Annotated in this window: 21 protein-coding genes and 5 pseudogenes; 15 read left to right on the forward strand and 11 right to left on the reverse strand. The window is 57.6% G+C overall.

Annotated features, from left to right (window positions below; translation table 11 throughout):
• Positions 1-38: 38 nt before the first annotated feature.
• The 5 genes and pseudogenes from QTO30_RS19485 (at position 39) to QTO30_RS19510 (ending at position 6,615) form a co-directional block, all read left to right on the forward strand.
• Positions 39-2,118, forward strand: a pseudogene (locus QTO30_RS19485) (hydantoinase/oxoprolinase family protein).
• Positions 2,115-3,800, forward strand: a complete 1,686-nt coding sequence (locus QTO30_RS19495; protein ID WP_340425693.1) for a hydantoinase B/oxoprolinase family protein — start codon at positions 2,115-2,117, stop codon at positions 3,798-3,800. The pseudogene QTO30_RS19485 and the gene QTO30_RS19495 overlap by 4 nt, the downstream one beginning before the upstream one ends.
• Positions 3,797-5,001, forward strand: a pseudogene (locus QTO30_RS19500) (NAD(P)/FAD-dependent oxidoreductase). Before QTO30_RS19495 ends, QTO30_RS19500 begins: the two are co-directional and overlap by 4 nt.
• 55 nt (positions 5,002-5,056) lie before the next feature.
• The gene (locus tag QTO30_RS19505) at positions 5,057-5,782 is read left to right on the forward strand and encodes an HpcH/HpaI aldolase family protein (RefSeq protein WP_340425695.1); all 726 of its coding nucleotides are present in this window, start codon (positions 5,057-5,059) and stop codon (positions 5,780-5,782) included.
• Complete coding sequence (locus tag QTO30_RS19510) at positions 5,779-6,615, forward strand: NAD-dependent epimerase/dehydratase family protein (RefSeq protein WP_340425696.1); 837 nt, start codon at positions 5,779-5,781, stop codon at positions 6,613-6,615. The genes QTO30_RS19505 and QTO30_RS19510 overlap by 4 nt, the downstream gene beginning before the upstream one ends.
• On the opposite strand, the gene QTO30_RS19515 is transcribed toward QTO30_RS19510, so the two are convergent.
• Genes QTO30_RS19515 through QTO30_RS19525 form a run of 3 tightly spaced genes read right to left on the reverse strand, consistent with a single transcriptional unit; the run spans position 6,612 to position 7,960 of the window.
• Entirely contained in the window at positions 6,612-7,040 is a 429-nt protein-coding gene (locus QTO30_RS19515) for a DMT family transporter (protein WP_340425697.1), read from the reverse strand. The two genes, QTO30_RS19510 and QTO30_RS19515, sit on opposite strands and share 4 nt — an antisense overlap.
• Positions 7,037-7,513, reverse strand: coding sequence for a DMT family transporter (locus QTO30_RS19520; RefSeq protein ID WP_340425698.1), 477 nt, complete (start codon positions 7,511-7,513; stop codon positions 7,037-7,039). Before QTO30_RS19520 ends, QTO30_RS19515 begins: the two co-directional genes overlap by 4 nt.
• Positions 7,514-7,525: 12 nt before the next feature.
• On the reverse strand, positions 7,526-7,960 hold the full coding sequence (locus QTO30_RS19525) for a hypothetical protein (RefSeq protein ID WP_340425699.1): 435 nt from the start codon (positions 7,958-7,960) through the stop codon (positions 7,526-7,528).
• 254 nt (positions 7,961-8,214) lie between these two features.
• On the opposite strand from QTO30_RS19525, the gene rpsD reads away from it, so the two are divergent.
• The 4 genes from rpsD to QTO30_RS19545 all read left to right on the forward strand — a co-directional run bounded on the left by rpsD (position 8,215) and on the right by QTO30_RS19545 (position 11,880).
• Positions 8,215-8,835: a 30S ribosomal protein S4 gene (gene rpsD / locus QTO30_RS19530; protein ID WP_340425700.1), complete on the forward strand. Its 621-nt coding sequence runs from the start codon at positions 8,215-8,217 to the stop codon at positions 8,833-8,835.
• Positions 8,836-8,975: 140 nt separating this feature from the next.
• On the forward strand, positions 8,976-10,064 hold the full coding sequence (hisC, locus tag QTO30_RS19535; RefSeq protein ID WP_340425701.1) for a histidinol-phosphate transaminase: 1,089 nt from the start codon (positions 8,976-8,978) through the stop codon (positions 10,062-10,064).
• The gene (locus QTO30_RS19540) at positions 10,061-10,984 is read left to right on the forward strand and encodes a prephenate/arogenate dehydrogenase family protein (RefSeq protein ID WP_340425702.1); all 924 of its coding nucleotides are present in this window, start codon (positions 10,061-10,063) and stop codon (positions 10,982-10,984) included. Before hisC ends, QTO30_RS19540 begins: the two co-directional genes overlap by 4 nt.
• The gene (locus QTO30_RS19545; RefSeq protein WP_340425981.1) at positions 10,984-11,880 is read left to right on the forward strand and encodes an extensin-like domain-containing protein; all 897 of its coding nucleotides are present in this window, start codon (positions 10,984-10,986) and stop codon (positions 11,878-11,880) included. Before QTO30_RS19540 ends, QTO30_RS19545 begins: the two co-directional genes overlap by 1 nt.
• Here the strand turns inward: QTO30_RS19545 and QTO30_RS19550 are convergent.
• Both QTO30_RS19550 and QTO30_RS19555 read right to left on the reverse strand, forming a co-directional pair.
• Positions 11,877-12,653, reverse strand: a complete 777-nt coding sequence (locus QTO30_RS19550; RefSeq protein WP_340425703.1) for an FAD-dependent monooxygenase — start codon at positions 12,651-12,653, stop codon at positions 11,877-11,879. The genes QTO30_RS19545 and QTO30_RS19550 overlap by 4 nt on opposite strands.
• Entirely contained in the window at positions 12,608-13,057 is a 450-nt protein-coding gene (locus QTO30_RS19555) for an FAD-dependent oxidoreductase (RefSeq protein ID WP_340425704.1), read from the reverse strand. The genes QTO30_RS19550 and QTO30_RS19555 overlap by 46 nt, the downstream gene beginning before the upstream one ends.
• Positions 13,058-13,186: 129 nt before the next feature.
• Here QTO30_RS19555 and QTO30_RS19560 point away from each other — a divergent pair, with 129 nt between their 5' ends.
• The 5 genes and pseudogenes from QTO30_RS19560 to QTO30_RS19580 all read left to right on the forward strand — a co-directional run bounded on the left by QTO30_RS19560 (position 13,187) and on the right by QTO30_RS19580 (position 18,837).
• On the forward strand, positions 13,187-13,315 hold the full coding sequence (locus QTO30_RS19560; protein ID WP_340425705.1) for a hypothetical protein: 129 nt from the start codon (positions 13,187-13,189) through the stop codon (positions 13,313-13,315).
• Positions 13,316-13,359: 44 nt separating this feature from the next.
• On the forward strand, positions 13,360-14,811 hold the full coding sequence (locus QTO30_RS19565; protein WP_340425706.1) for an FAD-dependent oxidoreductase: 1,452 nt from the start codon (positions 13,360-13,362) through the stop codon (positions 14,809-14,811).
• A gap of 183 nt (positions 14,812-14,994) precedes the next feature.
• Positions 14,995-17,954: pseudogene (ileS, locus tag QTO30_RS19570) on the forward strand (isoleucine--tRNA ligase).
• Positions 17,954-18,391 (forward strand): PaaI family thioesterase, encoded by a 438-nt coding sequence (locus QTO30_RS19575; RefSeq protein ID WP_340425708.1) that lies wholly within the window; start codon positions 17,954-17,956, stop codon positions 18,389-18,391. The pseudogene ileS and the gene QTO30_RS19575 overlap by 1 nt, the downstream one beginning before the upstream one ends.
• Positions 18,388-18,837 (forward strand): methylated-DNA--[protein]-cysteine S-methyltransferase, encoded by a 450-nt coding sequence (locus QTO30_RS19580; protein ID WP_340425709.1) that lies wholly within the window; start codon positions 18,388-18,390, stop codon positions 18,835-18,837. The genes QTO30_RS19575 and QTO30_RS19580 overlap by 4 nt, the downstream gene beginning before the upstream one ends.
• On the opposite strand, the gene QTO30_RS19585 is transcribed toward QTO30_RS19580, so the two are convergent.
• From QTO30_RS19585 to fsa, 6 genes and pseudogenes are all read right to left on the reverse strand, one after another.
• Positions 18,834-19,532, reverse strand: a complete 699-nt coding sequence (locus tag QTO30_RS19585; protein ID WP_340425711.1) for a CDP-alcohol phosphatidyltransferase family protein — start codon at positions 19,530-19,532, stop codon at positions 18,834-18,836. The genes QTO30_RS19580 and QTO30_RS19585 overlap by 4 nt on opposite strands.
• Before the next feature lie 42 nt (positions 19,533-19,574).
• Positions 19,575-20,488: pseudogene (locus QTO30_RS19590) on the reverse strand (tyrosine recombinase XerC).
• Between the two features lies 1 nt (position 20,489).
• A pseudogene (locus QTO30_RS19595) lies at positions 20,490-21,184 on the reverse strand (DUF484 family protein).
• 367 nt (positions 21,185-21,551) lie between these two features.
• A complete protein-coding gene (locus QTO30_RS19600) occupies positions 21,552-22,253 on the reverse strand; it encodes an imm11 family protein (RefSeq protein WP_340425712.1) in 702 nt (233 codons plus the stop codon).
• A 1-nt stretch (position 22,254) separates the two neighbouring features.
• Positions 22,255-22,392 (reverse strand): hypothetical protein, encoded by a 138-nt coding sequence (locus QTO30_RS19605; RefSeq protein WP_340425713.1) that lies wholly within the window; start codon positions 22,390-22,392, stop codon positions 22,255-22,257.
• Positions 22,393-22,452: 60 nt separating this feature from the next.
• On the reverse strand, positions 22,453-23,106 hold the full coding sequence (gene fsa / locus QTO30_RS19610) for a fructose-6-phosphate aldolase (protein WP_340425714.1): 654 nt from the start codon (positions 23,104-23,106) through the stop codon (positions 22,453-22,455).
• An 83-nt stretch (positions 23,107-23,189) separates the two neighbouring features.
• On the opposite strand from fsa, the gene QTO30_RS19615 reads away from it, so the two are divergent.
• Complete coding sequence (locus tag QTO30_RS19615; RefSeq protein ID WP_340425715.1) at positions 23,190-25,382, forward strand: primosomal protein N'; 2,193 nt, start codon at positions 23,190-23,192, stop codon at positions 25,380-25,382.
• Positions 25,383-25,400: the final 18 nt, after the last annotated feature.

Consider the following 25,400-nt stretch of genomic DNA (forward strand, 5'->3'; position numbering starts at 1 on the left):
TTGCGCGCGTTACCGTCATGTAGATGCAGAAGGTGATGATGATGCAAAACCATACGCGGTTGGGGGTTGATATCGGGGGTACGTTCACGGACGTCGTTCTCGAGGTTGGTCAGGGCCAATACTCAACCAAGGTTCTGACAACTTATGCCGCTCCGGAAAACGCTATCATTGACGGAATGCACCAAGTCTGTGCCAAGGCTGGGATCACACCAGCACAGATCCAGCAAATCATTCACGGCACCACGCTTGCCACCAATGCCCTGATCGAGCGACGCGGCGCGAAGACGGCGCTGATCACCACAGAGGGCTTTCGTGATGTGATCGAGATGCGTACCGAAAGCCGGTTTGAGCAGTACGATCTAAACCTGCAATTGCCAGAACCACTTTTGCCACGTCAACATCGGTTCACGCTGAAAGAACGGATGGATGCACAGGGTAGTGTGCTGATTCCGTTACAGCGCGCCGACATTGAAGCACTGGCTGATCAGATGGCCTCTTACGGGTTTGAGAGCATCGCGGTCGGCCTGATCCACGCCTATCTGAACGACAGTCACGAACAGATGATCCGCGACGTATTTGCCAAGAAATTACCGGATGTGATGATCTCGCTTTCGTCCGAAGTCTCGCCACAGATGCGTGAATATGAGCGGTTCAATACGACCGTGGCGAATGCCTATATCAAGCCGTTGATGAAGTCATATCTTGGTCGTCTTAAGGGACGTTTGGCAGATGAAGGAGCCGCATGCCCGATCTTCCTGATGCACTCCGGTGGTGGGATCATCAGCCTGGAGAGTGCCGCTGACTTCCCTGTGCGTTTGGTCGAATCCGGTCCTGCTGGCGGGGCCGTCTTCGCCGCTAACATTGCGGCACGTTACGGTCTGAACAAAGTCCTGTCGTTCGATATGGGTGGGACAACGGCCAAGATTTGTCTGATCAAGAACCAAACTCCGAAAACCGCGCGTGTCTTTGAGGTGGCCCGCACCTACCGTTTCAAAAAGGGATCTGGCATGCCAATCTCAATCCCTGTCATCGATATGGTCGAGATTGGGGCAGGGGGCGGCAGCCTCGCGCATGTCGACACGATGCGCCAAATTCGCGTCGGACCAGAGAGTGCCGGGTCGGAACCCGGCCCGGCCTGCTATGGGCGCGGTGGTGACCGCCCGGCAGTCACCGATGCGGACCTGATTTTGGGTAAGTTGGACCCTGACAGCTTTGCCGGTGGCTTCATCCAACTGCACAGCGATGCATCTGCCAAAGCCCTCACGGCCCTTGGCGACCCTTTGGATATGGATGCGCAAACAGCTGCCTTTGGTTTGGCCGAAGTGGTGGACGAAAACATGGCCAACGCCGCCCGTGTGCATGCGGTTGAGAATGGCGAAGACCTTGCCGACTACACCATGATCGCCTTCGGCGGTGCTGCCCCGCTGCATGCTGGACGGTTGTGCGAGAAACTGGGCGTTGATCGGTTGCTGGTGCCGACTGGTGCGGGTGTGGGGTCCGCGATTGGTTTCCTGCGCGCGCCGTTCAGCTTTGAAGCGACACGCAGTGTGTATATGAAGCTGTCCGATTTCGCGCCCGACACCGTAAAAACCCTGCTTGGCGAATTGGAGGCGGAGGCGACCGGATTCGTACGTACCTGCGACGCCAAGGCGCCGATCATTGCCGAGTACAAGGTCTATATGCGCTATACCGGCCAAGGCTGGGAAATCCCCATCGCGCTCACTGCCGCGCAAGCAGCCAACCCTGATGCCGACACTTTCCAAACGCTGTTTGAGGCAGACTACACTACACTGTTTGGTCGCACGGTTGCGGGCATGGACATCGAAATCACGGTCTGGGCCGTCAATGCGACAACCGAGGCAGCCAAGGCAGACGCTTTGGGTGAAACGCTTAGCCGATGCACCGGGTACGGTCGAAACCACGCGCGCGCTCTTTGATCCTGTTCAAGGTGTGGCCAGCGAGGCATCAGTCGTTTTGCGCGGCGCACTGAACCCGGGCGATACGGTCGCGGGCCCCGCATTGATCACCGAAGACGAAACCACCATCGTCGTGCCCAACAGCCGCACCGCCATCGCGCGCCCGGACGGCACCATTGACATCACGGAGAAACGGGCATGAGCAACGTTGCCTGTCAGGTCATGTGGAACCGCCTGATCTCGGTCGTCGAAGAACAGGCGCAGGCGCTGATGCGCACCGCTTTTTCGACCTCTGTGCGCGAAGCGGGCGATCTCTCTGCCGGGGTGTATAATGCCCAAGGCCTGATGTTGGCCCAAGCGGTCACCGGTACACCCGGCCATGTCAATGCGATGGCAGATGCAGTGGCCCATTTCATCCGCCGCATTGGACACGAGAACATCAACGAAGGCGACGTCTACATTACCAACGACCCTTGGGAAGGCACAGGTCACCTGCACGACATCACCGTTGTCAGTCCGTCATTTCATCAAGGTCAGCACGTGGGTTTCTTCGCCTGCACCGCCCATGTCGTTGATATCGGTGGGCGCGGCTTTGGTGCGGATGCGGCGAGTGTCTATGAAGAGGGACTCTACATTCCGATCATGAAGTTCGTGGATGGTGGCACCGTCGACGAAACCCTGATCCGCATCGTGCGCGGCAATGTCCGCGAACCGGACCAGCTGGTCGGCGACATGTATGCCTTGGCGACCTGTAACGAGATCGGTCACCGCCGCTTGGTCGAGATGATGGAAGAATTTTCGCTCACCGATCTGGAAGGCATCGGAGATTTCATCCTTGAGAACGCACGTCGTGCGACGCTGGAACGGATCGCGGCCTTGCCGCGAAAGACTGCAACCGGCGAAATGCGCATTGACGGGTTTGCGACGCCGATCGATCTAAAAGTGAAGCTGAGCATCGAAGAAGATCGCATCCACTGCGATTTCACAGGCACATCGGGCCTTGATAAAAAGGGCATCAATGTGCCTCTGGTTTATACGAAAGCCTACGCCTGCTACGCGCTCAAATGCGCAATTGCTCCCGAAATCCCCAACAATGCGGCTTCGCTCGCACCGTTTGAGGTGTCAGCCCCGGTCAACAGTATCGTCAACGCAGTCCACCCAGCACCCGTCGCACTGCGCCATGTGATTGGTCATATGATCCCCGACACGGTCTATGACGCGCTGGACAAAATCTTGCCTGCGGCCGTACCTGCCGAAGGGGCAGGCTGCTTGTGCAACTTTCAAGTCTCACTGCGTCCGGTTTCGGGGAAACAAGGACAGCGGTCCGAAGTGCTGACCTTTAACTCTGGTGGTGCAGGCGCGCGGCCGACGGTTGATGGATTGAATGCAACCGCCTTTCCTTCGGGCGTGATGACCATGCCGATCGAGGCCACGGAACACACCGGCCCGGTGATCATCTGGCGCAAGGAATTGCGCCCCGACAGCGGTGGTGCTGGCGAACATCGCGGTGGTTTGGGGCAATACATGGAGGTCGGCGCAACAGAGGGTCATGAATTCGACTTTTCAGCCATGTTCGACCGGGTCGATCATCCTGCGCGCGGGCGGCAAGGCGGGCAGGGCGGTGCGCCCACGACCATTGCCCAGGATGATGGCACAGCGATGCAAGGCAAAGGCAAGCAATATGTGCCGGAGGGAAGGCGCGTCATGCTCGCCTTCCCCGGTGGCGCAGGTTACGGCAACGCGTCGCGGCGCGACCCCGAACTTGTCAAACGCGATCTTGCACGCGGTTACATTTCTGCAGAAGCTGCGCGAGAGGAATATGGCATGCGCACAGAGGCGGTGGAGGCCGTTCTTGCCGCGGTCGCAAGGGGAGAAACTGCATGACGCAAACGCCAGCCAAGACCAGCTATGATGTCGTGATCGTGGGCGGGGCGATGTATGGATCGTCGGTCGCGTGGTTTCTGACGGACAACCCTGATTTCAACGGCTCGGTCCTCGTCGTGGAACGCGACCCGACCTATGAATTCACCTCTACCTCGCACACCAATTCCTGCATGCGGCAGCAGTTCAGCGCAGCAATCAACGTGAAGGTATCTCAGTTCGCTGCCGATTTTGTAAAGAATTTCCGCAACTACATGGGCGGGGATCCCCGCGTGCCTGACGTGGTACTGCAAAGCTATGGCTACATGTATTTAGCCGATAACGAAGAGTTCGCCACGACACTGCGCGAAAGCCAGATGGTGCAAGCGGCCAACGGGGCTGGCACCAAACACATGACGCGCGATGAGATCGCGGCGGCCTATCCATTCTACAACCTTGATGACATTATCGCAGCGAACCATAACTTGGTCGATGAAGGGTACTTCGATGGCAATACGCTGTTTGATTGGTGGAAACGCTCTGCCAAGGAACGTGGCGTAGAGTACCTGACCAATGAGGTCATTGCGATGAATCGCAATGCGGCGGGCACCAAGGTGGAAAGCGTGATCCTGAAATCTGGCGAAGTGATCCAATGTGGTACGGTCGTGAACGCATCCGGTCCGCGTGCCGTACTGACGGCCCGCATGGCTGGCATCGAAATTCCCGTAGAGCCGCGCAAGCGTTACACTTTCATTTTTGAGGCTGAACAGCCGCTGGACCGCGATCTGCCGCTGACCATTGACCCTTCGGGCGTTCACATGCGTACCGACGGCACCTATTATCTGGCGGGCTGCCCCCGGACGAAGACCCGGCCGTGGACTATGATGACTTCACCCAAGATCACAGCATCTGGGAAAACAAGGTCTGGCCAATCCTCGCCACTCGAATCCCACAGTTTGAAGCGATCAAGCTGCGCAATTCCTGGGCCGGGCACTACGCCTATAACACCTTCGATCAAAATGCGATCTTGGGGCCGCATACGGAGGTGGAAAACTTCATCTTTGTAAATGGGTTCTCGGGGCATGGGTTCCAACAATCCCCGGCTATGGGCCGCGGAACTGCCGAATTGATCACCTATGGCGAATACCGTGCGCTTGACCTGACCCCGTTCAACTATGACCGGATTGAGAAGGGCGAGAAGTTCGTTGAGAAGGCGGTGATATGAAAATGCCGCCAAACGCTTTCCTTGCTGCGATACGGGGGGGCGTCAGCAGATCGGGTTGTGGGTCAGCCTTTCCAATAACTATGCGGCCGAAGTGGTCGCGAGCGCGGGATACGACTGGCTATTGGTCGATATGGAACACGCTCCGAGCGATATGAGCACAGTCCTGGGCCAGTTGCAGGCAATAGCACCGCACGGATCGACGGCCATTGTGCGTCCGCCATGGAACGATACCGTGATGGTCAAACGTCTATTGGATATAGGCGCGCCGGGTTTGTTGTTTCCCATGGTGCAATCTGTCGAGGAGGCGCAGGCCGCCGTTGCTGCCTGCCGCTATCCACCCAAGGGCGTGCGCGGGGTTGCCGGGTCGATCCGTGCCAATAGCTTCGGGCGGGTCGTAGACTATTATGCCAACGCTGATAAGCAAACGGCCGTTATTTTGCAGGTCGAGACACAGGCGGCTGTCGCGCAAGCGCTGGAGATCGGGCAGGTGGACGGCGTTGATGGCGTCTTCTTTGGCCCCGCTGACATAGCCGCGGATATGGGGCTTTTGGGCGCACATATGTCAGACGAAGTATGGGATTTGATCTTGCACGCCGCAGGCAAGCTTATGGATGCAGGCATCCCTGTCGGCACGCTTGTGACGGACCCGGCTTTCGCATCAAGACTCCTTGCAGAAGGCTTCACCTTCGTGGCCTGTGGTACCGATACAAATTTGCTAGCCAAAGGGGCCGATGCCCTGCTGGCGCAGATGCGCAAAGCAACTGGAAAGGAAAACGTATGAAAAAACTCGTTCTGACTGGGGCTGCGGGCTCCCTTGGGTCCCGTCTGCGCGCACCACTGGCCAAGATGTGCGACACGCTGGTGTCGACTGACATTGCGGGTGATATCGGCACGTTAATGGAGGGAGAGGTCTATAAGCAGGCGGACCTGTCCAGTCTTGACGCCGCGCTTGATGTTATTGAGGGCGCCGATATGGTCGTGCATTTTGGGGCGATTGCCGATGAAGCCCCTTGGGACGATATCCTGCAATCCAATATAATCGGGGCCTACAATGTCTGGGAAGCGGCCTACCGGCATGGTGTAAAGCGTGTGGTTTATGCCAGTTCGGTGCATGCTGTTGGGATGCACAAGAAAACGGATACGATAGGTCTTGATGTGCCGCACCGCCCAGACACCTACTATGGCCTTGCCAAATGCTTCAGTGAAGATCTTGCCAGCCTCTACTGGGACAAACGTGGCATAGAGGCCGTGTGTTTGCGTATCTTCTCCTGCGCTCCTGCGACCAATGCCCGTAGCATTGGTACATGGCTGTCCTACGACGATCTGATTCATCTGGTGGAACGCTCCATCGACAGCCCTGTCGTTGGGTTCTCGATTGTATACGGCATCTCTAACAATGACCGCGCTGTGGTGGACAATGCCAAGGCAGGCCATCTTGGGTACCGGCCTAAGGATAATGCCGAAATCTTTGCAAACGAGGTCTTCGCCAAAACACCGCCGTTGGACAATTCAGATCTCGCAAACCTTTGCATAGGTGGTCCATTTGCGACGGTCGAACTGGGTAACTCGGGAGTTGCCGGTATCACCAGAATGAACGCGGGCGAAGACGACTAGGCTTTCCCCTTGCCTTGCGCGACCCACATGCCCGCCAGGATCAGACCGACCCCCAAGGTGCGCGCCCATAAATCACCGGGCGCGCCCATTGTCACATCGAGGACGACACCGGAAATCATCTGGCCCGCGATGATCAGAAGCGCGGTCTGTGCCGCACCAATACGTGCGATCAGCCAACTGCCTGCGGCAATAAAAATCACGCCGACCGGGCCACCCAGATAGGCCCACCAAGGTGAGGCGGTTGGCTCTCCGGCGAAAAGCCCGCCAACCAGCAGCGCAACAGCCGAGATAAAAACCAACCCAACGATGTGGTTCCAGAACGAAGATTCCAAAGCGGATGTCGACAATGCCAACCGCCCGTTGATCTGGCGGCTGAGCGACACCAGGACACCGGCAAGGATAGCAAGGGTTGCGAACCAGATCATGATCCGCTCCCAAAGAAGATCAGGATCAGACTGCCAGCAGTTATCAGAGTGAGGGCGGCATAATCCCGCCGGACCGGCGTGCGCTGCGGCAGTCCGAAAAGGCCGCGCATATCGGCAAAAAGGCTGAAAACCATTTGTCCGGCAAGGCCAAGGGCAATGGTTCCGGACAAAGCCAAGGCGCTATTCAGCGTTGCGGACGTCAGCATCACCGTCACAGCTCCGGAAACCCCGCCAAGATACACCCAAAGCGGCGGGCGCACCGTCTCGGCACGCTTAGGTCGTAGAAAAATCAGGATCAGCAACGCGGCAACAGTGCCGGTCAAATGCGGCACCCATGATGCAAACAGCAAAGAGCCATAGGCCGCCAAAGTCCCGTTGAACAGCACCATAAGCGATAAAAGCCCGCCAGCACCAAAGGCTGCGGCAAAATAGATAAGTTGCCTGGGTTGCGAGAGTTGCGAGAGTTGCGACATAGCCGCAGGTGTCTAACCTTTTGAGGCAGAACGCAATTGCTGTTGGCGGCGGATCGCACCGAAATACTGTTTTTGCTGATCCGGACGAGATGACTTGATGTGGTGCAACTGATTAATCAGCTTACGGTTTTCCTTAGAAAGCCAAAGCGCGGCATATCGCGACATCCATTTTGGAAGTACCTCAACCGCATGGGCGTGTAGAACCATTCGCTGTTCTTGGGGCGTCAGGTCATCAAAGGGAACGTTGCAATGCTGTTTGCGCATCAGGTCAACACAAAGAGCCATGAGTTGTGGTTGTGTCTCTGGCGAGGGTGGAGCGGCAGATACGGATCCGTAAATTTTGGACAAGTTGGTATTCAATGATACGAAGCGTTGCTTCACCATCAGATGACCAATGAGCCACAATATTGCCGAACTGATTAACAAGAAAACCACAAAAACCGGCACATTCAATCCTCTTTACCGCCCCATTTTACGTTGTAACGTATGTATTTGACGATAATTGGTTGTAAATGGCGCATTCGTAAGACGCTTTGCTTGGCTGTCCGTCCCTTGCGTCCTTCGCCGTTGACACCTCACGAATCCCCTTTATAAGCCGCGCATTCATTGGTGTTGGTGGACCGCGCAAGCGGAACCCTGTCGCCCCGGCCAAATCCGGGGAAAGGACAACGCCCTTCGCAAACAAAGAAGGAGATCAGCGTATGACAAAGCGTACCGCTGCCAAGTACAAAATTGACCGCCGGATGGGCGAAAACATCTGGGGTCGTCCGAAATCCCCCGTCAACCGTCGTGAATATGGCCCCGGCCAGCACGGTCAGCGCCGTAAGGGCAAACTGTCCGACTTCGGTACTCAGTTGCGCGCAAAGCAAAAACTGAAGGGATACTATGGTGATCTGACAGAAAAGCAGTTCCGTCGCATCTACGGCGAAGCCGAGCGTGTTAAGGGCGATACCGGTGAAAACCTGATCGGTCTGCTGGAGCGTCGTCTGGACGCTGTTGTGTACCGCGCCAAATTCGTTCCAACCGTGTTCGCTGCGCGCCAGTTCGTAAACCACGGCCACGTCACCGTGAACGGCAAGAAAGTGAACATCCCGTCTTACCGCGTCAAAGAAGGCGACGTTGTTGAGGTCCGCCAGAAATCCAAGCAGCTTGAGCTGGTTCTGGTCGCATCCCAGTTGCCAGAGCGTGACGTGCCTGACTACATGGAAGTCGACCACAACAAGATGACAGCCACGTTCACACGGACACCTGGTCTGGGCGATGTCCCATATCCAGTGACCATGGAACCAAACCTCGTCGTCGAATTCTACGCGAAGAACTAATCTTCGCTGTTATCCGGCGCAACGCCGGAGCATGATTTTAAAGGCCGCTCCAAATTGGGGCGGCCTTTGTTGTTTCTTCGCGCTGGTCTTGCAAGGGGCAGGGCGCTAGAACGGGCCAAACGAGAGGGGAACGCAGTTTTATGGCTGACGGCATTCAACCACAACCGGGTATTCTGGACATCGCGCTTTATCAGGGCGGTGCATCCACACTTGCCGGGCAAAGCAATGTGCTCAAGCTATCCTCGAATGAGAATCCCCTTGGCCCCAGTGATGCTGCGAAAGAGGCCGTGGTGCGCGCCACGCATGATTTGCACCGCTATCCATCGACAGATCATGCTAACTTGCGTGCCGCAATTGCCGAGATTTGGGATGTGGACGCCGCGCGCGTATTTTGCGGTGTGGGGTCCGGCGATGTTTTGAAATTGCTGGCAGAAGCTTACGCAGGCCCCGGTGATGAGGTCGTATTCACCGAACATGGGTTCTCAATGTACCCGATCTACGCCAATGCTTGCGGTGCCACCCCTGTGGTCGTGCCCGAGAACGAGCGTGTGGTTGATGTGGATGCGATCCTTGCGGCCTGCACCGACAAAACTAGGCTGGTGTTCATTGCAAACCCCGCCAATCCAACCGGTACGATGATTGGCAACGCAGAAGTCGCCAGACTGGCCGACGGCTTGCCGCGTCAGGCGATGTTGGTGCTGGACGGTGCATATGCCGAGTTCGTGGATGGGTTTGACGCGGGCAAGGCCTTGGTGGAAGCACGCAACAATGTCTTTATGTCGCGGACGTTCTCTAAGATTTATGGGCTTGGCGGCATGCGTGTTGGCTGGGGATATGGCCCACAGGCCGTGATTGATGTGCTCAACCGCATCAGGGGGCCATTCAACCTGTCCGCTGCTGCACTAGCCGCGGCCGAGGCTGCCGTGCGCGATACGGAACACACCGACAAATGCCGTGTTGAAAATGCCAAATGGCGCGACTGGCTGGCGAATGCTTTGGCCGAGCTTGGTGTGCCATCGGACACATCGACTGCGAACTTCATCCTCGCCCGCTTTGTAGATGAAACCGAAGCCAACGCCTGCGACGACCACCTGCGTAGCGAGGGTATTATAGTGCGGCGGGTCGCGGGTTATGGCCTGCCGCATTGCTTGCGGATCACGGTGGGTGATGAAAGCGCTTGTCGCAGGGTGGCGCATGCGATCGCGCAGTTTAAAGGGGCCGCACAATGACGCAGTTTTATGATCGCGTTGCCCTGATCGGCCTTGGTCTGATTGCGTCTTCGATGTGTCATGCGATGCGCCGCTCCAGAGTCGCAAATGAGATCGTGGGCTATGCCCGTTCTGCCGAAACGCGCGATATCGCGCGTGAGATCGGGCTATGTGACCGGATTTGTGACAGCGCCGCCGAAGCTGTGAAAGATGCGGACCTGATTGTCCTTTGCGTACCAGTCGGGGCCATGGAAAGCGTCGCGCAAGAGATTGGGCCGGTTTTGAAACCGGGTGCAACGATCAGCGATGTTGGGTCGGTGAAGCGTACAGTCATAGATGCTGTGGGACCATACGTGCCCGAAGGTGTGCATTTCATCCCCGCCCATCCATTGGCGGGTACAGAGCATTCGGGCCCAAGGTCCGGTTTTGCGGAATTGTTTGACAACCGCTACACTATCCTTGTCCCGGTTGAGGGGAGCGATGCGCAGGCCGTTGCACGGCTTACTCATTTTTGGAGAGGTCTTGGTGCACTAACGGAAACGATGGACCCCGACCACCACGATCTTGTGCTGGCCGTTACCAGCCATACGCCGCACCTGATAGCCTACACGATGGTGGGTGTGGCGGATGATTTGCGCCGGGTGACAGATAGCGAAGTCATTAAATACTCTGCCGCCGGTTTTCGGGATTTTACACGGATTGCGGCCTCGGATCCGGTGATGTGGCGCGATGTGTTTTTGAACAACAAAGAAGCAACGCTCGAAATTCTGGGTCGTTTCACCGAAGAGCTTTTTGCCCTGCAGCGGGCCATTCGTCAGGGCGACGGTGATCATCTGCACGACTATTTCACGCGCACAAGGTCGATCCGGCGTGGGATCATCGAAGCCGGGCAGGACACTGACGCGCCGGACTTTGGCCGCATGAAAGCGCGCCAGACTTGATGCGATGGGCGGCGCTTCTGGTCGCTCTTGTATTGGCGGGGCCACTGTGCGCGCAAGATGTGCGGCCCATCCCCAGACCGATAGCGGCTGTGCCGGAACCAGCAGCGGTTGTCCCGCAAACGCCCTCGGCGGACAGTGTGCGCCCTATTGCACGCGGCTCTGTGACTGTCGAGTTGTCGGCCGCAGACATCAGACCCCGGATGCGCCCGTTTGAGCGACCTGACATGGCGTTTGGCGCGCAAACCCGGCCTCAGTTTCGGGCCGAACAGAACCTCTTTGCCTTCAGTCCAAATGCGATAGCGCGTTCATTGCGGCCCAATATCCGACCCGCATCAATTGAGGCCGCAGCAGAAGAGCGGCGGGCTGCGCGGTTGCGGGGACAGGTCTGCGGCGACCCCTTGCTTCAAGGGAGTGTGATTGGACGCGTCAATGGAGCAGGCGCTTGTGGTATCGATGATGCCGTTAAACTGCGATCTGTTGCGGGTGTGACGCTGAGCCCGCGCGCGACCATTGATTGCCCCACGGCGCGGGCCCTGAAAACCTGGGTGGAACGCGGCGTGCTGCCCGCTGTGGGCAGTGAGGGCGGCGGCGCGTCGTCTCTGCGTGTGGTCTCACATTATGCCTGCCGCACCCGTAACAACCAACCTGGTGGTCGGCTGTCCGAGCACGCCTTTGGTCGTGCCATCGATATCGCGGGTATTCGGCTGCGTGATGGGACGGAAATGACCTTGCTGACCGATTGGAACTCGGCTGATGACGGGCCACAGCTGCGCCAGATGTGGCGGGCCGCCTGTGGGCCGTTTGGAACGGTGTTGGGCCCCGAGGCGAACCGCTTTCACCGCGATCACTTCCATTTTGATACGGCACGGTATCGCAGTGGATCGTTCTGCCGCTAGACCCGTCCCAATCCGCGCAATGGTGGCAGCATTGTGCCGCAAACAATCGCTGTCAGAATGCGCGGCCCGGGTGGCAATTGTGACAACGGGTAAAGCAGCCTGTCCCGCAAAACCGGTAGCCAGCGGCTGTCCGATTGGTATTGCGGGGTAAAGGCCGCGCTCATCGCCTGATAGGTCATCACATGCCAGCGCCGCGCTTTGGCATAGAGCGCCAATGCGGCGTCGCCGGTTTCAGCATCAAGCGCACGTGCCAGCGCCAGTGCGTCAAGCAGTGCCATGTTCGCACCTTGGCCCAATTGCGGGCTGGCCCTGTGGGCGGCGTCGCCGATCTGCACAATCCCGGTTGACCACGGCTGGCGCAGAGTCCCGTGGGCGTAGCGCGCCATGGTCATTTGCTCGGACGCATGGATCTGAGCGGCAAAAGGCGCAAAGGCGGGCCAAAGACCGATGGCCTCATCTTTCCACGCTTGAACACCTCCGCTTACCCATGCGGCGTGACTGTCACGGGGCATTGACCAGAAGATCGCCGCTTTCGGTTTCGGGTCGCCCGGCACTTTGCCTATCGGCAAAACGCCAATCATCCGGTCCGCACGGCGGTAGCATTGGCTCAGATGGTGCGCGGGCAGGTCCGTCTGGGGCCAATCGACCGTGCCCCAGATGGCACCGTAGGGCAGCGGCACCGACTTCAACGGAGAAATGGGCGAACCCGCCCCGGTTGCGTCGACAATCAGGTCATAGGGGCCATGCGCCGCCCCATCGTCGAGGTGAACCATGCGGCGCTTGCGGCTGCAATGCGGCTTTGCGTATGGACCACCACGTCGCGGGCCTGAACCGCACGATAGATGGCCTCAAAGAGGCTGGCACGATGAATGGCGAGGCCGTACTGGCCATCAGCGATCTTGTCATACCAGACGTTCAAAACCTTGCGGTTGTTGTCAGCCTCGTGCCCCAGCATGCGTTGAATCGGGTTTCCGAAGGCGCGTGCGCTATCTCCTGCGCCAATATGGTCCAGAACAGCCTGCCCAACCGGTTGAATCACCAGACCCGATCCAACGGGTTGTGGTGTGTCAAACTGGTCAAAAACTTCAACAGAATGGCCGCGGTCAGCCAGCAGGGCGGCAGCCGTCAGACCACCAATCCCGGCTCCCGCAATGCCGATGGAGATACGCTTTGTCATCGCCACGTTGTGCAGGTGATATCCTGTGTGTGCAATGCAGTAATCCGATCAGAAATGGTGCCATGTGAGGGTGTCGCTTAACAAAAGCGTCCAAAGCACTAGATCACACCGAAAGAACAGGAGAAACCGATGGAAATGCTCGCCCAAGACCTTGCCACTATGGTGCGCACCCCCTTGCATGACAGCCACGTGGATGAGATGCGCAAAATCGGGACCATCAAGACCTTTGACGCAGGCGACACCCTCGTTGAAAGCTAAGCAGCGATCTGAATGCGTTTCACTATGTCATTGACGGCGCAGTTGTGGCGATCGATCCCCGAACGGGCAAGCAATACGGCGTCGGTCACTTGGGTCCGACCCAGTTTTTCGGCGAAATCAGTTTTCTGTCCGGCGGTAGGGCAATGCTGGGCGCACGGTGCTTGGAGGCGTCCACCATTCTGTCGGTTGATCGCGCCGACATGCTTGCCTTGATGAGCCGCATTCCTGAGATGTCGGATATCATTATCACGGTCTTTGCAGCGCGACGTCGGCGTCTTTTGGAAAGCGGCGAAGCCAGCCTGACCCTCATTGGTGCCGAAGAAGACCGCACCATTCGCCAGATTGCGGCCTTTGCCGGACGTAACCGTATCCCATTTCGCAGCCTGACGCTTGGTGAACATGAAGCTGAAGCCGTCGCGCATTCCTGCAACATCGGGGCGGCGAAACCTGCGGTGATTTTTGGCAAACATCTTGTCGTCGATGATCCGACGCCCGCCAAAATCGCCGCAATCCTCGGTCTGGACATGGCGGTTCATGAAGACCGTGTCTTTGATGTGTTGATCGTTGGCGGAGGCCCTGCAGGCGTGGCCGCAGGTGTTTATGCGGGCGCCGAAGGGCTAAAGGCGCTGGTTGTTGAAGACCTGACCATTGGCGGACAGGCGGGAACGTCATCGCGGATCGAAAACTACATGGGCTTTCCAACTGGTATCTCCGGCGCAGATCTTGTCTGGCGCGGTGAGGTCCAAGCAATGAAGTTTGGCACGCAATTCGCCGTGCCGCGCCGGGTGTCGGCGCTCAGCCAGGATGAGGATGGCATCTTTTGCGCCGTGATGGATGACGGCACAGAAGTTTGCGCCAAGGCTGTCGTCGTTGCCACTGGCGTGCAGTACCGCCGCCTCCCGATCCCACGGCTGGAGGATTTCGAAGGGATTGGCATCTATTATGCCGCCACGGACGTGGAGGCGCGTTATTGCCGTGAGACAGAAGCGATTGTTGTGGGCGGCGGCAACTCTGCCGGGCAGGCGGCGATGTATCTGTCGCGGACGGCCAGCCATGTGCATGTGCTGGTGCGGGGCCCGAGCCTTGCTGCGTCGATGTCAGATTATCTGCTGTCGCGGCTTGAGGCTGACCCGGCCATCACCATCCACTATCAGACCGAAATCACGGCCCTGCAGGGTGAAAGACACCTGGAATGCGTAACGGTTCACAACAAAGCGGAAAAACGCGATCAGGAGATCCCGGCAAGAGCGGCCTTTATCATGGTGGGCGCGGCGCCCAATACTGGATGGCTGTCAGGGCTGGTGGAACTCGACGACAAGGGGTTTGTACTGACCGGCGCTGACGTCGATAAAACGACGCCGTATGAAACATCGCACCCGGGCATCTTTGCCGTCGGTGATGTGCGCGCCGGGTCAGTCAAACGTGTCGCATCCGCCGTTGGCGAAGGCTCGGTGACGATCTCAAAAGTCTGGGAACACGTCCGCGGTACCGGCTGACCTTTGCGGGCTTTACCCTTCTGCGGGCTAAGCCTATAAGCCAACCCATGTTGCGGCAGATGATCATAAGCATTATTTGCCCGGCGGTTTGAAACCCATCAAGCCTGCCGGGAAAAGGTGTCTGCGTGCGCGCACCGATCTCTCACGATATACCTACAAATGACTGCTTGAAGGACGCCACCCATGTGCGCCGAAACACCTGACTATAAACAGACCCTGAACCTGCCGCGTACCGATTTCCCGATGCGGGCCGGATTGCCTAAGCGCGAGCCTGGATGGCTGGCGCGTTGGGAAAAGATCGGGGTCTATGAACGCCTGCGCGACAAGGCTGAGGGGCGCAAGCCCTTTACGCTGCACGATGGCCCGCCCTATGCAAACGGGCATCTGCACATCGGTCATGCACTGAACAAAATCCTCAAGGACATGGTTGTGCGCAGCCAGCAGATGATGGGCCGCGACGCGCGCTACATCCCCGGTTGGGACTGTCACGGCCTACCCATCGAATGGAAGATCGAGGAAAAGTATCGCGCCAAGGGCCGTGACAAGGACGATGTGAATGTCGTGGATTTCCGCCAGGAATGCCGCAAGTTCGCTGAAGGCTGGGTCGACATCCAGCGCGACGAGTTCAAGCGTCTGGGCATCACCGGCAATTGGGATGATCCGTATCTGACGATGAACTTCCACGCCGAGCGCGTGATTGCTGAGGAATTCCAGAAATTCCTGATGAACGGCACGCTTTATCAAGGGTCGAAACCCGTGATGTGGTCGCCGGTAGAGAAAACGGCGCTGGCTGAGGCTGAGGTAGAGTATCACGACCGTCAGACGGATGCGATCTGGGTGCGGTTCCCGGTTGTCCCGGCAAGCGAAGAACTGGCGCTTTTGGATGAGGTCACTGATTTCTCTGACGCGTTGTTTGACATCGCCACAGATCTGCAAACCGCGCAGGTGCTGATCTGGACCACAACCCCTGGACTATTCCACAGAACCGAGCGGTCTGCTTTGGCCCGAATATCAATTACGGCCTCTACGAAATCATTGGGCGTCCTGAAGAATGCTGGGCCACTATCGGTGAGAAGATAGTCGTCGCTGATGCGCTGGCCGAAGAGGTCTTTGCCGCCGGTCGCCTGGTGGGTGACGAGATGATCCGTCGTATCCGCGACGTCGCAACGGATGAGTTGTCGGTGCTAACTCTCGCGCACCCGTTACGCGGGGCCGAGGGCGCGGATGGCGAGTGGGACTTTCGTGTCCCCATGCTGCCCGGCGATCACGTCACCGATGATGCCGGTACAGGCTTTGTGCATACTGCGCCTAGCCACGGTGACGATGACTATGCCATCGGGGTCAAGCATGGCTTGCCGATGACCTACAACATTCTTGATGACAGCTCTTACCGTGCCGATCTGCCGTTTTTTGCAGGCGAAAGTATCCTGAAACCCAACGGCAAACCGGGTGGGGCGAACAGGGTTGTGATCGACAAACTGGTCGAAGTTGGCGCGTTGCTGGGCCGCAAGCGCATCACGATCTCTGACGCGCATAGCTGGCGGTCGAAAGCGCCGGTTATTCGTCTGAACCGTCCCCAATGGTTTGCCGCCATCGACAAAACAGTTGGCGACGGGCAGGACGACTATGGCACGACGATCCGCGAGCGTGCACTGCGGTCGATTGATGAGTTGGTGACATGGACACCGCAAACGGGCCGCAACCGTCTCTATTCCATGATCGAGGCGCGTCCCGATTGGGTGCTGTCACGTCAGCGCGCTTGGGGTGTGCCACTGACCTGTTTTGTCAAGAAAGACGCACAGCCCACCGACCCGGATTATCTGCTGCGCAATGAGGCTGTGAATGCGCGTATCTTGCAAGCCTTCGAGGAAGAAGGCGCAGATGCGTGGTACAAGGAAGGCGCGAAAGAGCGGTTCCTGGGCAATGACGTCGATCATGACGCTTATGACCAGGTGTTTGATATCTTGGATGTTTGGTTCGATTCAGGATCAACCCATGCCTTCGTTTTGCGAGACCGCGAAGATGGGTCCGAGGATGGGACGGCTGACGTCTATCTGGAGGGCACCGACCAGCACCGCGGGTGGTTCCATTCGTCGATGTTGCAGGCCTGTGGCACAATGGGCCATGCCCCTTACCGTGCCGTCGTGACGCACGCTTTCACCTTGGATGCGAAGGGTGAAAAGATGTCCAAGTCACTGGGCAATACCATCGTGCCCGAACAGGTGGTCAAGCAATATGGCGCTGACATCCTGCGGCTTTGGGTGGCGACGACCGACTATAAGCACGACCACCGGATCGGGGATGAGATCCTCAAAGGCGTGGCCGACAGTTATCGCCGCTTGCGCAATACGGTGCGATTCATGCTGGGCTCGCTTTCGGATTTCACCGAAGCCGACCGCATCGCGCGAAGCGAGATGCCCGAATTGGAACGCTGGGTCCTGCATCGTCTGACTGAGTTGGATGAGCAGGTGCGCGCTGGTTACGCCAAATACGACTTCCAAGGCGTGTTCCAGGCAGTCTTTACTTTTGCCACCGTCGAGCTGTCTGCGTTCTACTTCGATATCCGCAAAGACGCGCTCTATTGCGACGGCGATACGACACGCAGACGCGCAGCGCGGACGGTACTCGACATCCTGTTCCACCGCCTGACGAAATGGCTCGCGCCAATGCTGACCTTCACGATGGAAGAGGTCTGGTTGGAACGGTTCGGAGCGGACGATAGCTCAATCCACCTCGAAGACTTCGCAGAAACCCCAGCCGACTGGCGCGACGATGCGCTGGCCACGAAATGGGCTGAAGTACGCAGGGTGCGTCGTGTTGTGACAGGCGCGCTGGAGGTCGAACGGACCGCCAAGGTGATCGGCGCGTCGTTAGAGGCGGCTCCAATCGTCTATGTCAGCGCAGAGACCGCCAAGTTGTTGGAAACCGTCAGCTTTGATGACCTCTGCATCACTTCCAGTATCGTTGTGTCAACTGATGCTGCCCCCGACGGCGCGTTCTGTTTGGATGATGTCGCTGACGTTGCGGTGATCTTTGCCAAGGCCGAGGGCGCGAAATGCCAACGTTGCTGGAAGATCCTGCCTGACGTCGGTACGCACGCGCACGCGGGTGTTTGTGGTCGTTGCAATGAGGCGCTGGGCTGATGGACTATGGTGATCCCCAATCTGTTGAACGTATGCGGGCGGATTTTGACCGCCAAGGTGCGATGTCAACAATGGGGATCACCGTTTCAGACATCACGCCGGGGCGCGTTATCTTGGAAATGCCCTTCAATCCGGCCTTCTCACAACATCATGGCTTCATCCACGCCGGAACAATCACGTCCGGCATGGACAGTGCCTGCGGATTTGCGGCACTGACATTGATGGATGCGGAAAGCGAAGTGCTGACCGTGGAATTCAAATGCAGCTTTCTAGCGCCTGCGCGTGGTCAGTCGTTTCGTTTTGAGGGTGACGTTCTTAAATCCGGTCGTACATTGACCTTTACCGAAGGCCGCGCGATTGCGCTGGACGGTCCTCAAGAGACGGTCATCGCCACGATCACGGCGACAATGATGGCGGTGCGTGGGCTCAAAACATGATGTGCCAGAACTCACCGGTTGGTGGGCTGGGCGTTGATGCGGTCGATGGCGCTGTTACCGCCCTGTATTGGGGACGTGATGGAACACTTACCTCCGGGGCTTTATACGATCAGACCGCCAATGAGCTTGCCGCCTACTTTGCGGGGGAGTTGCAGCAGTTTGAGATCCCGCTTGCCCCGCGCGGAAGCGCATTTCAGCAGCGCTTCTACGCAGCGCTCTGCGCCATTCCTTATGGGCAGACACGTACCTACGGTGATTTGGCGAAAGACCTGGATGTCTCGGCGCAAGCGATTGGGCAGGCTTGTGGGGCTAATCCCATTGCGATCCTTATCCCTTGTCACAGGGTTTTGGCGGCAGACGGGTTGGGAGGATACTCTGGGGCAGGCGGGGTAGAGGCCAAGGTCGCGCTGCTGCGCCTGGAAGGTGCCGCCGGGTTGCTGATCTAGGCGGGTTTGCGTTCGGGTATGACTTGCTGTGCAACCCCCGCAAAGAGCAGGTAAACCGACGTCACAACCAACCCCCAATGCGCCCAACTGTTGGGATAGAAATCAACCCAAGCAGCCCAGCCCGCAAAGAAGGTCCAGCCCAGGGCCATTGGCAACGTGACCGTGCGCCAGCGTTCGGTTCGGACCGGGTGTACGAATTTCAGGGGCACAAACATGGTGATCGCAAGGCTGCCGACCAGTATCAAAGATACCCAAAAATTTGGCTGTAGCGCGAAGATCACAAGCACCAGCATGTTCCAGCACCCCGGAAAGCCGGAAAAAGAGTTATCTTTTGTTTTCATGCGCGTATCGGCAAAATACATCGCGGACGTGAAGGTGATAATGATAATCGCAAACCACCCCGTCCAACCTGGCAAAAGGCCCGATTTGAAAAGGGCGTAAGCAGGCACAAAGACATAGGTCAGATAGTCGATGATCAGGTCCAGCAAGACGCCGTCGAACGCTGGCGCATTCGTCTTTACATCGTATTTCCGAGCAAGCGGCCCATCAATCCCGTCCACGAAAAACGCGACAACCAGCCAAAGAAACATCAGGCTCCATTGTTCTTGCACGGCGGCCAGCATGGCCAGCATGGCAAAAACAGCACCTGTGGCGGTTAACAAATGAACAAGAAGGGCTTTGGCGCGAAGTGTCATTGGACTGTCATGGTTGAAAAATGGGCAATGGGCAACCGATTGTCAGGCTTTTGGATGTGCCTTTTCGTAGACAGACATCAGCTGTGCCGCATCGACGGCCGTGTAAGCCTGAGTGGTTGAAAGCGACGCATGGCCCAAGAGTTCTTGGATTGCGCGCAAATCACCACCCGCGGCCAAAAGATGCGTTGCAAAGGAATGGCGCATCGCGTGGGGCGTCGCGGTCGTCGGCAGGCCCAGTTGCATACGAGCCTGTTCCATCACTTTTTGAATGGCCCGTGGCGACAGAACACCCCCCGGATTGCGCGAAAAACCGGCGCGTTCTGTTGGGTCGGATACGGGCAAAGACGGATGTAGGCATCGACAGCATCGCGGGCCGTGTCGATAACGGGCACGATCCGTTCCTTGTTCCCCTTGCCAATAATGCGCAGCACTTGGGGTAGTGGGACATCAGCACCGGTTAGTCCCAACGCTTCCGATATGCGCAAGCCGCAACCATAAAGCAAGGTGACGACTGCGGCGTCTCGTGCCGCTACCCATGGTTCGCTTGCCTGCATCTCAACCGTTTCGATCATGGCAGAGGCTGCGCCGACTTCCAGCGGACGCGGCAGTTTGCGTTGAAACTTGGGTGCGCGGGTTGAAAGTACGGCGGTTGGTTCAAAGCCTTCGCGTTCGGCCAGCCACCGATAAAATGACTTTACGGCCGACAACGATCGCGCCAGCGATCGTGCACCAACACCACGCCCCCGTTCATGCGCCATCCATGCGCGCATATCGCGCACGGTCACACGGGCAATGGGCACCAACCCCTGACTGCCACCGTTATGTTGGGTCATGAACGCTAAGAAACCCAGAACGTCGGTTTGATAGGCTTTCAGCGTATTCTCAGCCGCACCGGCAAGCGCGCGTTGGCCTGCCAGCCAAGCGCCTAAGGCGTCTGACAGGGCAGGGGCAATCATTTTACGCCAACCAGCGGCGCACGACCCGCTCAAACACGCCAACAAAGAATGTCAGCAGATCGGTGCCTTGTTGCGCTGTGAACTGATGGGGGTCTTCGCTGCCCATCACCAACATGGCGGGCAGGCGGTCCGGACCAAGGTCGACCTTCAGGCAAGCCTCGGATTTGATGTATTCGGCGCGGGCACCATAAAGACTGCCACCGACCTTCTGCATTTCGCGCAAGGTGATCTGACGGGCGACATGTTGCGACCAAGGGTGATGTAGCCCTCAACAAAGCCTTCCGGCATGATGGCCACGGCTTCGCCTGCGGCTTTGTGCGAGTCTTGTAAATTGCTTTCCAGCACCAGACGCACGGCATCGACGCGCAGGATATCAGCGACTTCGCCAGAGAGATCGGCCAGGAAACGCTCGAACGTGCTGGCATCCAACATCCGCAGGATCGCGCGGTGGATTTGGTTGGTGCCAGCCAGATTGTCATAGGCGGCGGCAATCACATTGCGGTGGGTATCTTCAAGGCGATCAAAACGCGCTTCTAACCGCTCCATCGCGACAGAGCGCAGATCGACGATATTGCCCGTCGTCTGATCTGCATCCGCACCCACAAGGGCGCGCATGACATCTGCATCTTCCAAAAGGACGTCCGGATTTGCGATGATCTTCTCACGAAGGTCATCGGCCATAACTGTTTGGTTCATTTGCCTGCTCAACTTTTCGTTTTTTTGCAAGGTAGCAGAGGGTTAGGGGGCGTGTCTCATGATTTTTTGGGAGGGGCTGTGAGGCGTGGCAGATTTGGCGCAGGGGCTGGTGAGGTAATGGGTGCGAGCACCCATCCTACGCTTGCTATGGCTTCCCTTGCCACAAGTTTGGTGGGCAACGCAATGCGATTGGCCTCATCATCGCGCGCGAACAGCCCAGCATTGCGTAGCGCGTTCGGCGCGGGATTGCTCATAATTTGAATGGGAAGGACGTGTTGATTTTGATACCCAGATGGGGCCGCAGTGCTGAATGCCATGGTTTATATCGCTTCTGAAATACTGTGGAAATCGCCGAGAAAACTGTTGCTTATAAAGGCTGAGGTACATTCCTAGCCTGTTGATTTTCCCATTCTTCCGGATTCTCACGGTACCATTCAGCCGCTTCTGGGGCATGGGTATCGAAATCCCAAACCTCATCACTCAAGGTCACCGGATAAAGATCTAGGCGCTTGATTTTTTCCTCAATCAATCGCCTACCAACCGCTTGACTGACGATTAGGTAGCCACCGGCAATCACCGAAGTGATGAATATCTGCATGTCCTTGATAGCAGGACGACTTAACACCAGCTTTCGTTCTGAACAGGTTTGATAGGGTTGGTTACTAAAGCTTGTTCTTTTTACTTTGCTACAGGCCGACAATTGCGGCAAAATGCAAATGCAATACTGTCTGATGCTGACCAAGTAATAGTTCTTTCCAAGTGGCGATCCATCTTTCTTCTTCATCTCGATCGGAAAGAAATCATGCACACCCGGTTCGGTGTCTTCGATGATTGCGCGAAACCGGTCGCTCACGACAAAGGCACCGCTTACAGCCATGATGTCATTATATGTTTTACGCCTATCCATTTGGATCGCGGATTTGGGCGCATACTTTACATCAGAATATTTCGCGCTGCAGCCAAATCTGTAAAAGGGCATGAAGCCCTCATAATTCTCAAATTCAAACTCTGGACTGCTCAGGATGTCCATATTGACGTAATAGGCATCAGCATTTGGGTCTACAGGCATACTACCAATCCTCGTGCTCTTTAGGTGACACACGGGATGCCCCCATCTTCTCCAACGTCTCCGCATCCACCAGTTTCGTCACAATCGGATGCAGCCGCAGATCGCCGTCCTTGACCACTTGCTTGAAGTTCGCGATCACGTTTTAGGACATGCCAAATAAAAAAGGGTGCCCCACATAACATGTGGAGCACCCAAAAGTTTAAACGATCTTGATGCCTGCCTTCTCAGCATCCGCCATAAACGCGGCCAGACCCTTGTCCGTCAGTACATGGTTCGCCATTGCCTTGATCACGCCGGGTGGAGCCGTGGCCACATCCGCACCGATCTTGGCGCATTCGCTCATGTGATTGGCCGACCGGATCGAGGCGGCGAGGATGTTGGTTTCGAACCCGTAGTTGTCATAGATCGTGCGGATATCTTCGATCAGCTCCAGGCCATCCATATTCAGATCATCCAAGCGCCCGATGAAGGGGCTGATGAAGGTTGCGCCTGCCTTGGCCGCCAGCAGCGCTTGGTTGGCCGAGAAGCATAGGGTCACGTTCACCATTATACCTTCATCCGTCAGCGTCTTGCAGGTTTTGAGACCCGCCCATGTCAGTGGCACTTTCACGGCGATGTTGTCGGCGATCTTGGCCAGCTTGCGGCCTTCGGCCAGCATGTCGTCAGCTTCGAGTGCGACGACTTCGGCAGATACGGGGCCGGAGACAATTGAGCAAATCTCTTTCGTCACTTCCAGAATATCACGCCCGGATTTGGCGATCAGCGACGGGTTCGTTGTAACCCCATCAACCATGCCAAGGTCGTTGAGTTCTTTGATCTGGTCAATTTCGGCTGTGTCTACGAAAAACTTCATCTCTTCACTCCGCGCATGGGTTGGTGTTTGTTGGCTCAGCGTTTACCTGATCCGCAACACGGCGGAAACCCTTTAAGGCGGATATGACAGACAGCTATTTCCATGAAGGCGATTTGGTGGGGGTTTTGACGACCCAACCGCTTGATCGGCTGTTGGATTACAAAGCACCCGAAGGCGGTTGTCATCTGGGGGCCTTTGTCGAGGTGCCGCTTGGTCCGCGCAAGGTGTTGGGTGTTGTGTGGGGGCCGGGGAAGGGCGACTATGATATCGCCAAGATACGCTCGGTCATCCGCGTCCTCGATGTGGCCCCGATGCGCGAAGAGATGCGCAGCTTTCTGACACGTGCGGCCGAATACACGCTGACCCCGATGCCCTCGATGCTGCGCCTTGGCACACGCGCGCCCGGGTTGGGCGATGCGCAGTCCATGCGCAAGGTGTACCGGCTGGGTGACGTCACGCCGGACCGCATGACGGGCGCCCGCGAAAAAGTGCTGGGCGTGTTGCGGGACTATGGCGGCTTATCTTTCACTTTGGGCGAAGTTGCTGAGATGGCAGGCGTTGGGACCTCTGTCGTGAAAGGCCTCGTCAAATTGGGGGCGGTGTCCGAAGAAGAAGCGCCCCGTGACACGCCCTATCCGCGGCTTGATCCCGACTATGGTGGCAAGGAACTGAGTGCTGATCAGGCGGCAGGCGCTGAGGCCTTGCGCGCGGCGTTGCGCAGTGATGGCTACGGAACCACTTTGCTGAAAGGTGTGACCGGATCAGGCAAGACCGAGGTTTACTTGGAAGCAGTGGCCGAATGCCTGCGCATGGGGCGACAGGCTTTGGTCTTGTTGCCTGAAATCGCGCTCTCTGGCGAGTTCCTTAATCGGGTTGAGGCGCGCTTTGGCATGAAACCCGCCGAATGGCATTCCGGCGTGACGATGACCGAGCGCCGCCGCTGCTGGCGGATGGTCGGGCAGGGGGATGCACAGCTTGTGGTGGGTGCGCGGTCGGCTCTGTTTCTTCCTTATCAAAACCTTGGTCTGATCGTTGTCGATGAAGAGCATGATACCTCCTACAAGCAAGAGGACGGCGTTTTATACAACGCGCGTGACATGGCCGTGCTGCGGGCCGCGATCAACGGCGCGCAAGTCGTGCTGGCTTCGGCCACGCCGAGCCTTGAAAGCTGGGCGAATTTGGAATCCGGCAAGTATCAGCGGCTTGAACTGACGTCTCGGTTTGGTGCGGCTGTGATGCCAAAGATGGCTGCGATTGATATGCGGGTCGCGGATTTGCCTGGCGGGCGGTGGGTGTCACCCACCCTACGGGGCGCGATTCAGAAGCGGTTGGAGAAAGGTGAGCAGTCGCTGATCTTCCTGAACCGTCGCGGCTATGCGCCGATCACCCTGTGTCGTGCCTGCGGGCATCAGATTGGCTGCGATCACTGTGATGCGCGCATGGTTGAACACCGTTTCCTCAAACGCCTGATGTGTCATCAATGCGGTGAGACCAAGCCGATGCCAACCCAATGTCCGTCTTGCGGGGCGGAAGACAGGCTGAGTGCGGTTGGCCCTGGTGTGGAACGGATGGGCGAGGAAGTGGCCGCGCTGTTCCCGGACGCGCGGATTGCGGTGCTGTCGTCTGATCTCTACGGCTCTGCCCGCGCAATGAAGGCGCATATTGAGGAGATCGCTGAGGGTGGCACCGACATCATCATTGGCACGCAGTTGGTCGCGAAGGGGCATAACTTTCCTCTGCTGACGCTTGTGGGCGTGATAGATGCTGATCTTGGTTTGCAGGGGTCTGACCTGCGGGCTGCAGAGCGTACGTTCCAACTTATGCGGCAGGTTGCCGGGCGGGCCGGGCGCGCGGAAACCCCGGGTGAGGCGCTGTTACAGACGTATCAGCCGGAACATGCCGTCATCCGGGCTATTCTGGCGGGGGACGAGGAAAGTTTCTGGAAGGCGGAGGCTGAAGAACGCAAAGCCGCAGGTGTTCCGCCCTATGGCCGTATGGCCGGGATCATCCTCAGCAGCCCGAATGTGCAGGACGTCTTTGATCTGGGCGCAGAGATGGCGCGCAAGGATATGCCTTTGCGACAGATCGGAGCGCAGGTTTTTGGGCCCGCACCGGCCCCGATTGCGCGGGTCCGGGGGCGGCATCGGGTCAGATTGCTGGTGAAGGCAGAGAAGACCGCCCCACTGCAACAGGCTTTGGCCAAATGGGCCGGGCAATTCCGTTTGCCCACGAACCTGCGCATGGCAATCGATATTGATCCGCAGAGTTTTTACTGACGCGGCGGAGCCTCTGAC

This window comes from Yoonia sp. GPGPB17 (assembly GCF_037892195.1).
In the GTDB taxonomy this organism is placed as follows: domain Bacteria; phylum Pseudomonadota; class Alphaproteobacteria; order Rhodobacterales; family Rhodobacteraceae; genus Yoonia.

Excerpts from the sequence above, each read along its gene's own strand:
- QTO30_RS19550 (WP_340425703.1), bottom strand. The coding sequence starts at position 12,653 with ATGGTTCACCTCGACGATGGGGCGGCGCATGGCCCCTATGACCTGATT.
- hisC (WP_340425701.1), top strand. The coding sequence starts at position 8,976 with ATGGCTGACGGCATTCAACCACAACCGGGTATTCTGGACATCGCGCTT.
- QTO30_RS19615 (WP_340425715.1), top strand. The coding sequence starts at position 23,190 with ATGACAGACAGCTATTTCCATGAAGGCGATTTGGTGGGGGTTTTGACG.
- QTO30_RS19515 (WP_340425697.1), bottom strand. The coding sequence starts at position 7,040 with ATGATCTGGTTCGCAACCCTTGCTATCCTTGCCGGTGTCCTGGTGTCG.
- QTO30_RS19520 (WP_340425698.1), bottom strand. The coding sequence starts at position 7,513 with ATGTCGCAACTCTCGCAACTCTCGCAACCCAGGCAACTTATCTATTTT.
- QTO30_RS19585 (WP_340425711.1), bottom strand. The coding sequence starts at position 19,532 with ATGACACTTCGCGCCAAAGCCCTTCTTGTTCATTTGTTAACCGCCACA.
- QTO30_RS19580 (WP_340425709.1), top strand. The coding sequence starts at position 18,388 with ATGATGTGCCAGAACTCACCGGTTGGTGGGCTGGGCGTTGATGCGGTC.
- QTO30_RS19545 (WP_340425981.1), top strand. The coding sequence starts at position 10,984 with ATGCGATGGGCGGCGCTTCTGGTCGCTCTTGTATTGGCGGGGCCACTG.
- QTO30_RS19540 (WP_340425702.1), top strand. The coding sequence starts at position 10,061 with ATGACGCAGTTTTATGATCGCGTTGCCCTGATCGGCCTTGGTCTGATT.
- rpsD (WP_340425700.1), top strand. The coding sequence starts at position 8,215 with ATGACAAAGCGTACCGCTGCCAAGTACAAAATTGACCGCCGGATGGGC.
- QTO30_RS19560 (WP_340425705.1), top strand. The coding sequence starts at position 13,187 with ATGGAAATGCTCGCCCAAGACCTTGCCACTATGGTGCGCACCCCCTTG.
- QTO30_RS19555 (WP_340425704.1), bottom strand. The coding sequence starts at position 13,057 with ATGACAAAGCGTATCTCCATCGGCATTGCGGGAGCCGGGATTGGTGGT.
- QTO30_RS19575 (WP_340425708.1), top strand. The coding sequence starts at position 17,954 with ATGGACTATGGTGATCCCCAATCTGTTGAACGTATGCGGGCGGATTTT.
- QTO30_RS19510 (WP_340425696.1), top strand. The coding sequence starts at position 5,779 with ATGAAAAAACTCGTTCTGACTGGGGCTGCGGGCTCCCTTGGGTCCCGT.
- QTO30_RS19495 (WP_340425693.1), top strand. The coding sequence starts at position 2,115 with ATGAGCAACGTTGCCTGTCAGGTCATGTGGAACCGCCTGATCTCGGTC.
- QTO30_RS19600 (WP_340425712.1), bottom strand. The coding sequence starts at position 22,253 with ATGCCTGTAGACCCAAATGCTGATGCCTATTACGTCAATATGGACATC.
- fsa (WP_340425714.1), bottom strand. The coding sequence starts at position 23,106 with ATGAAGTTTTTCGTAGACACAGCCGAAATTGACCAGATCAAAGAACTC.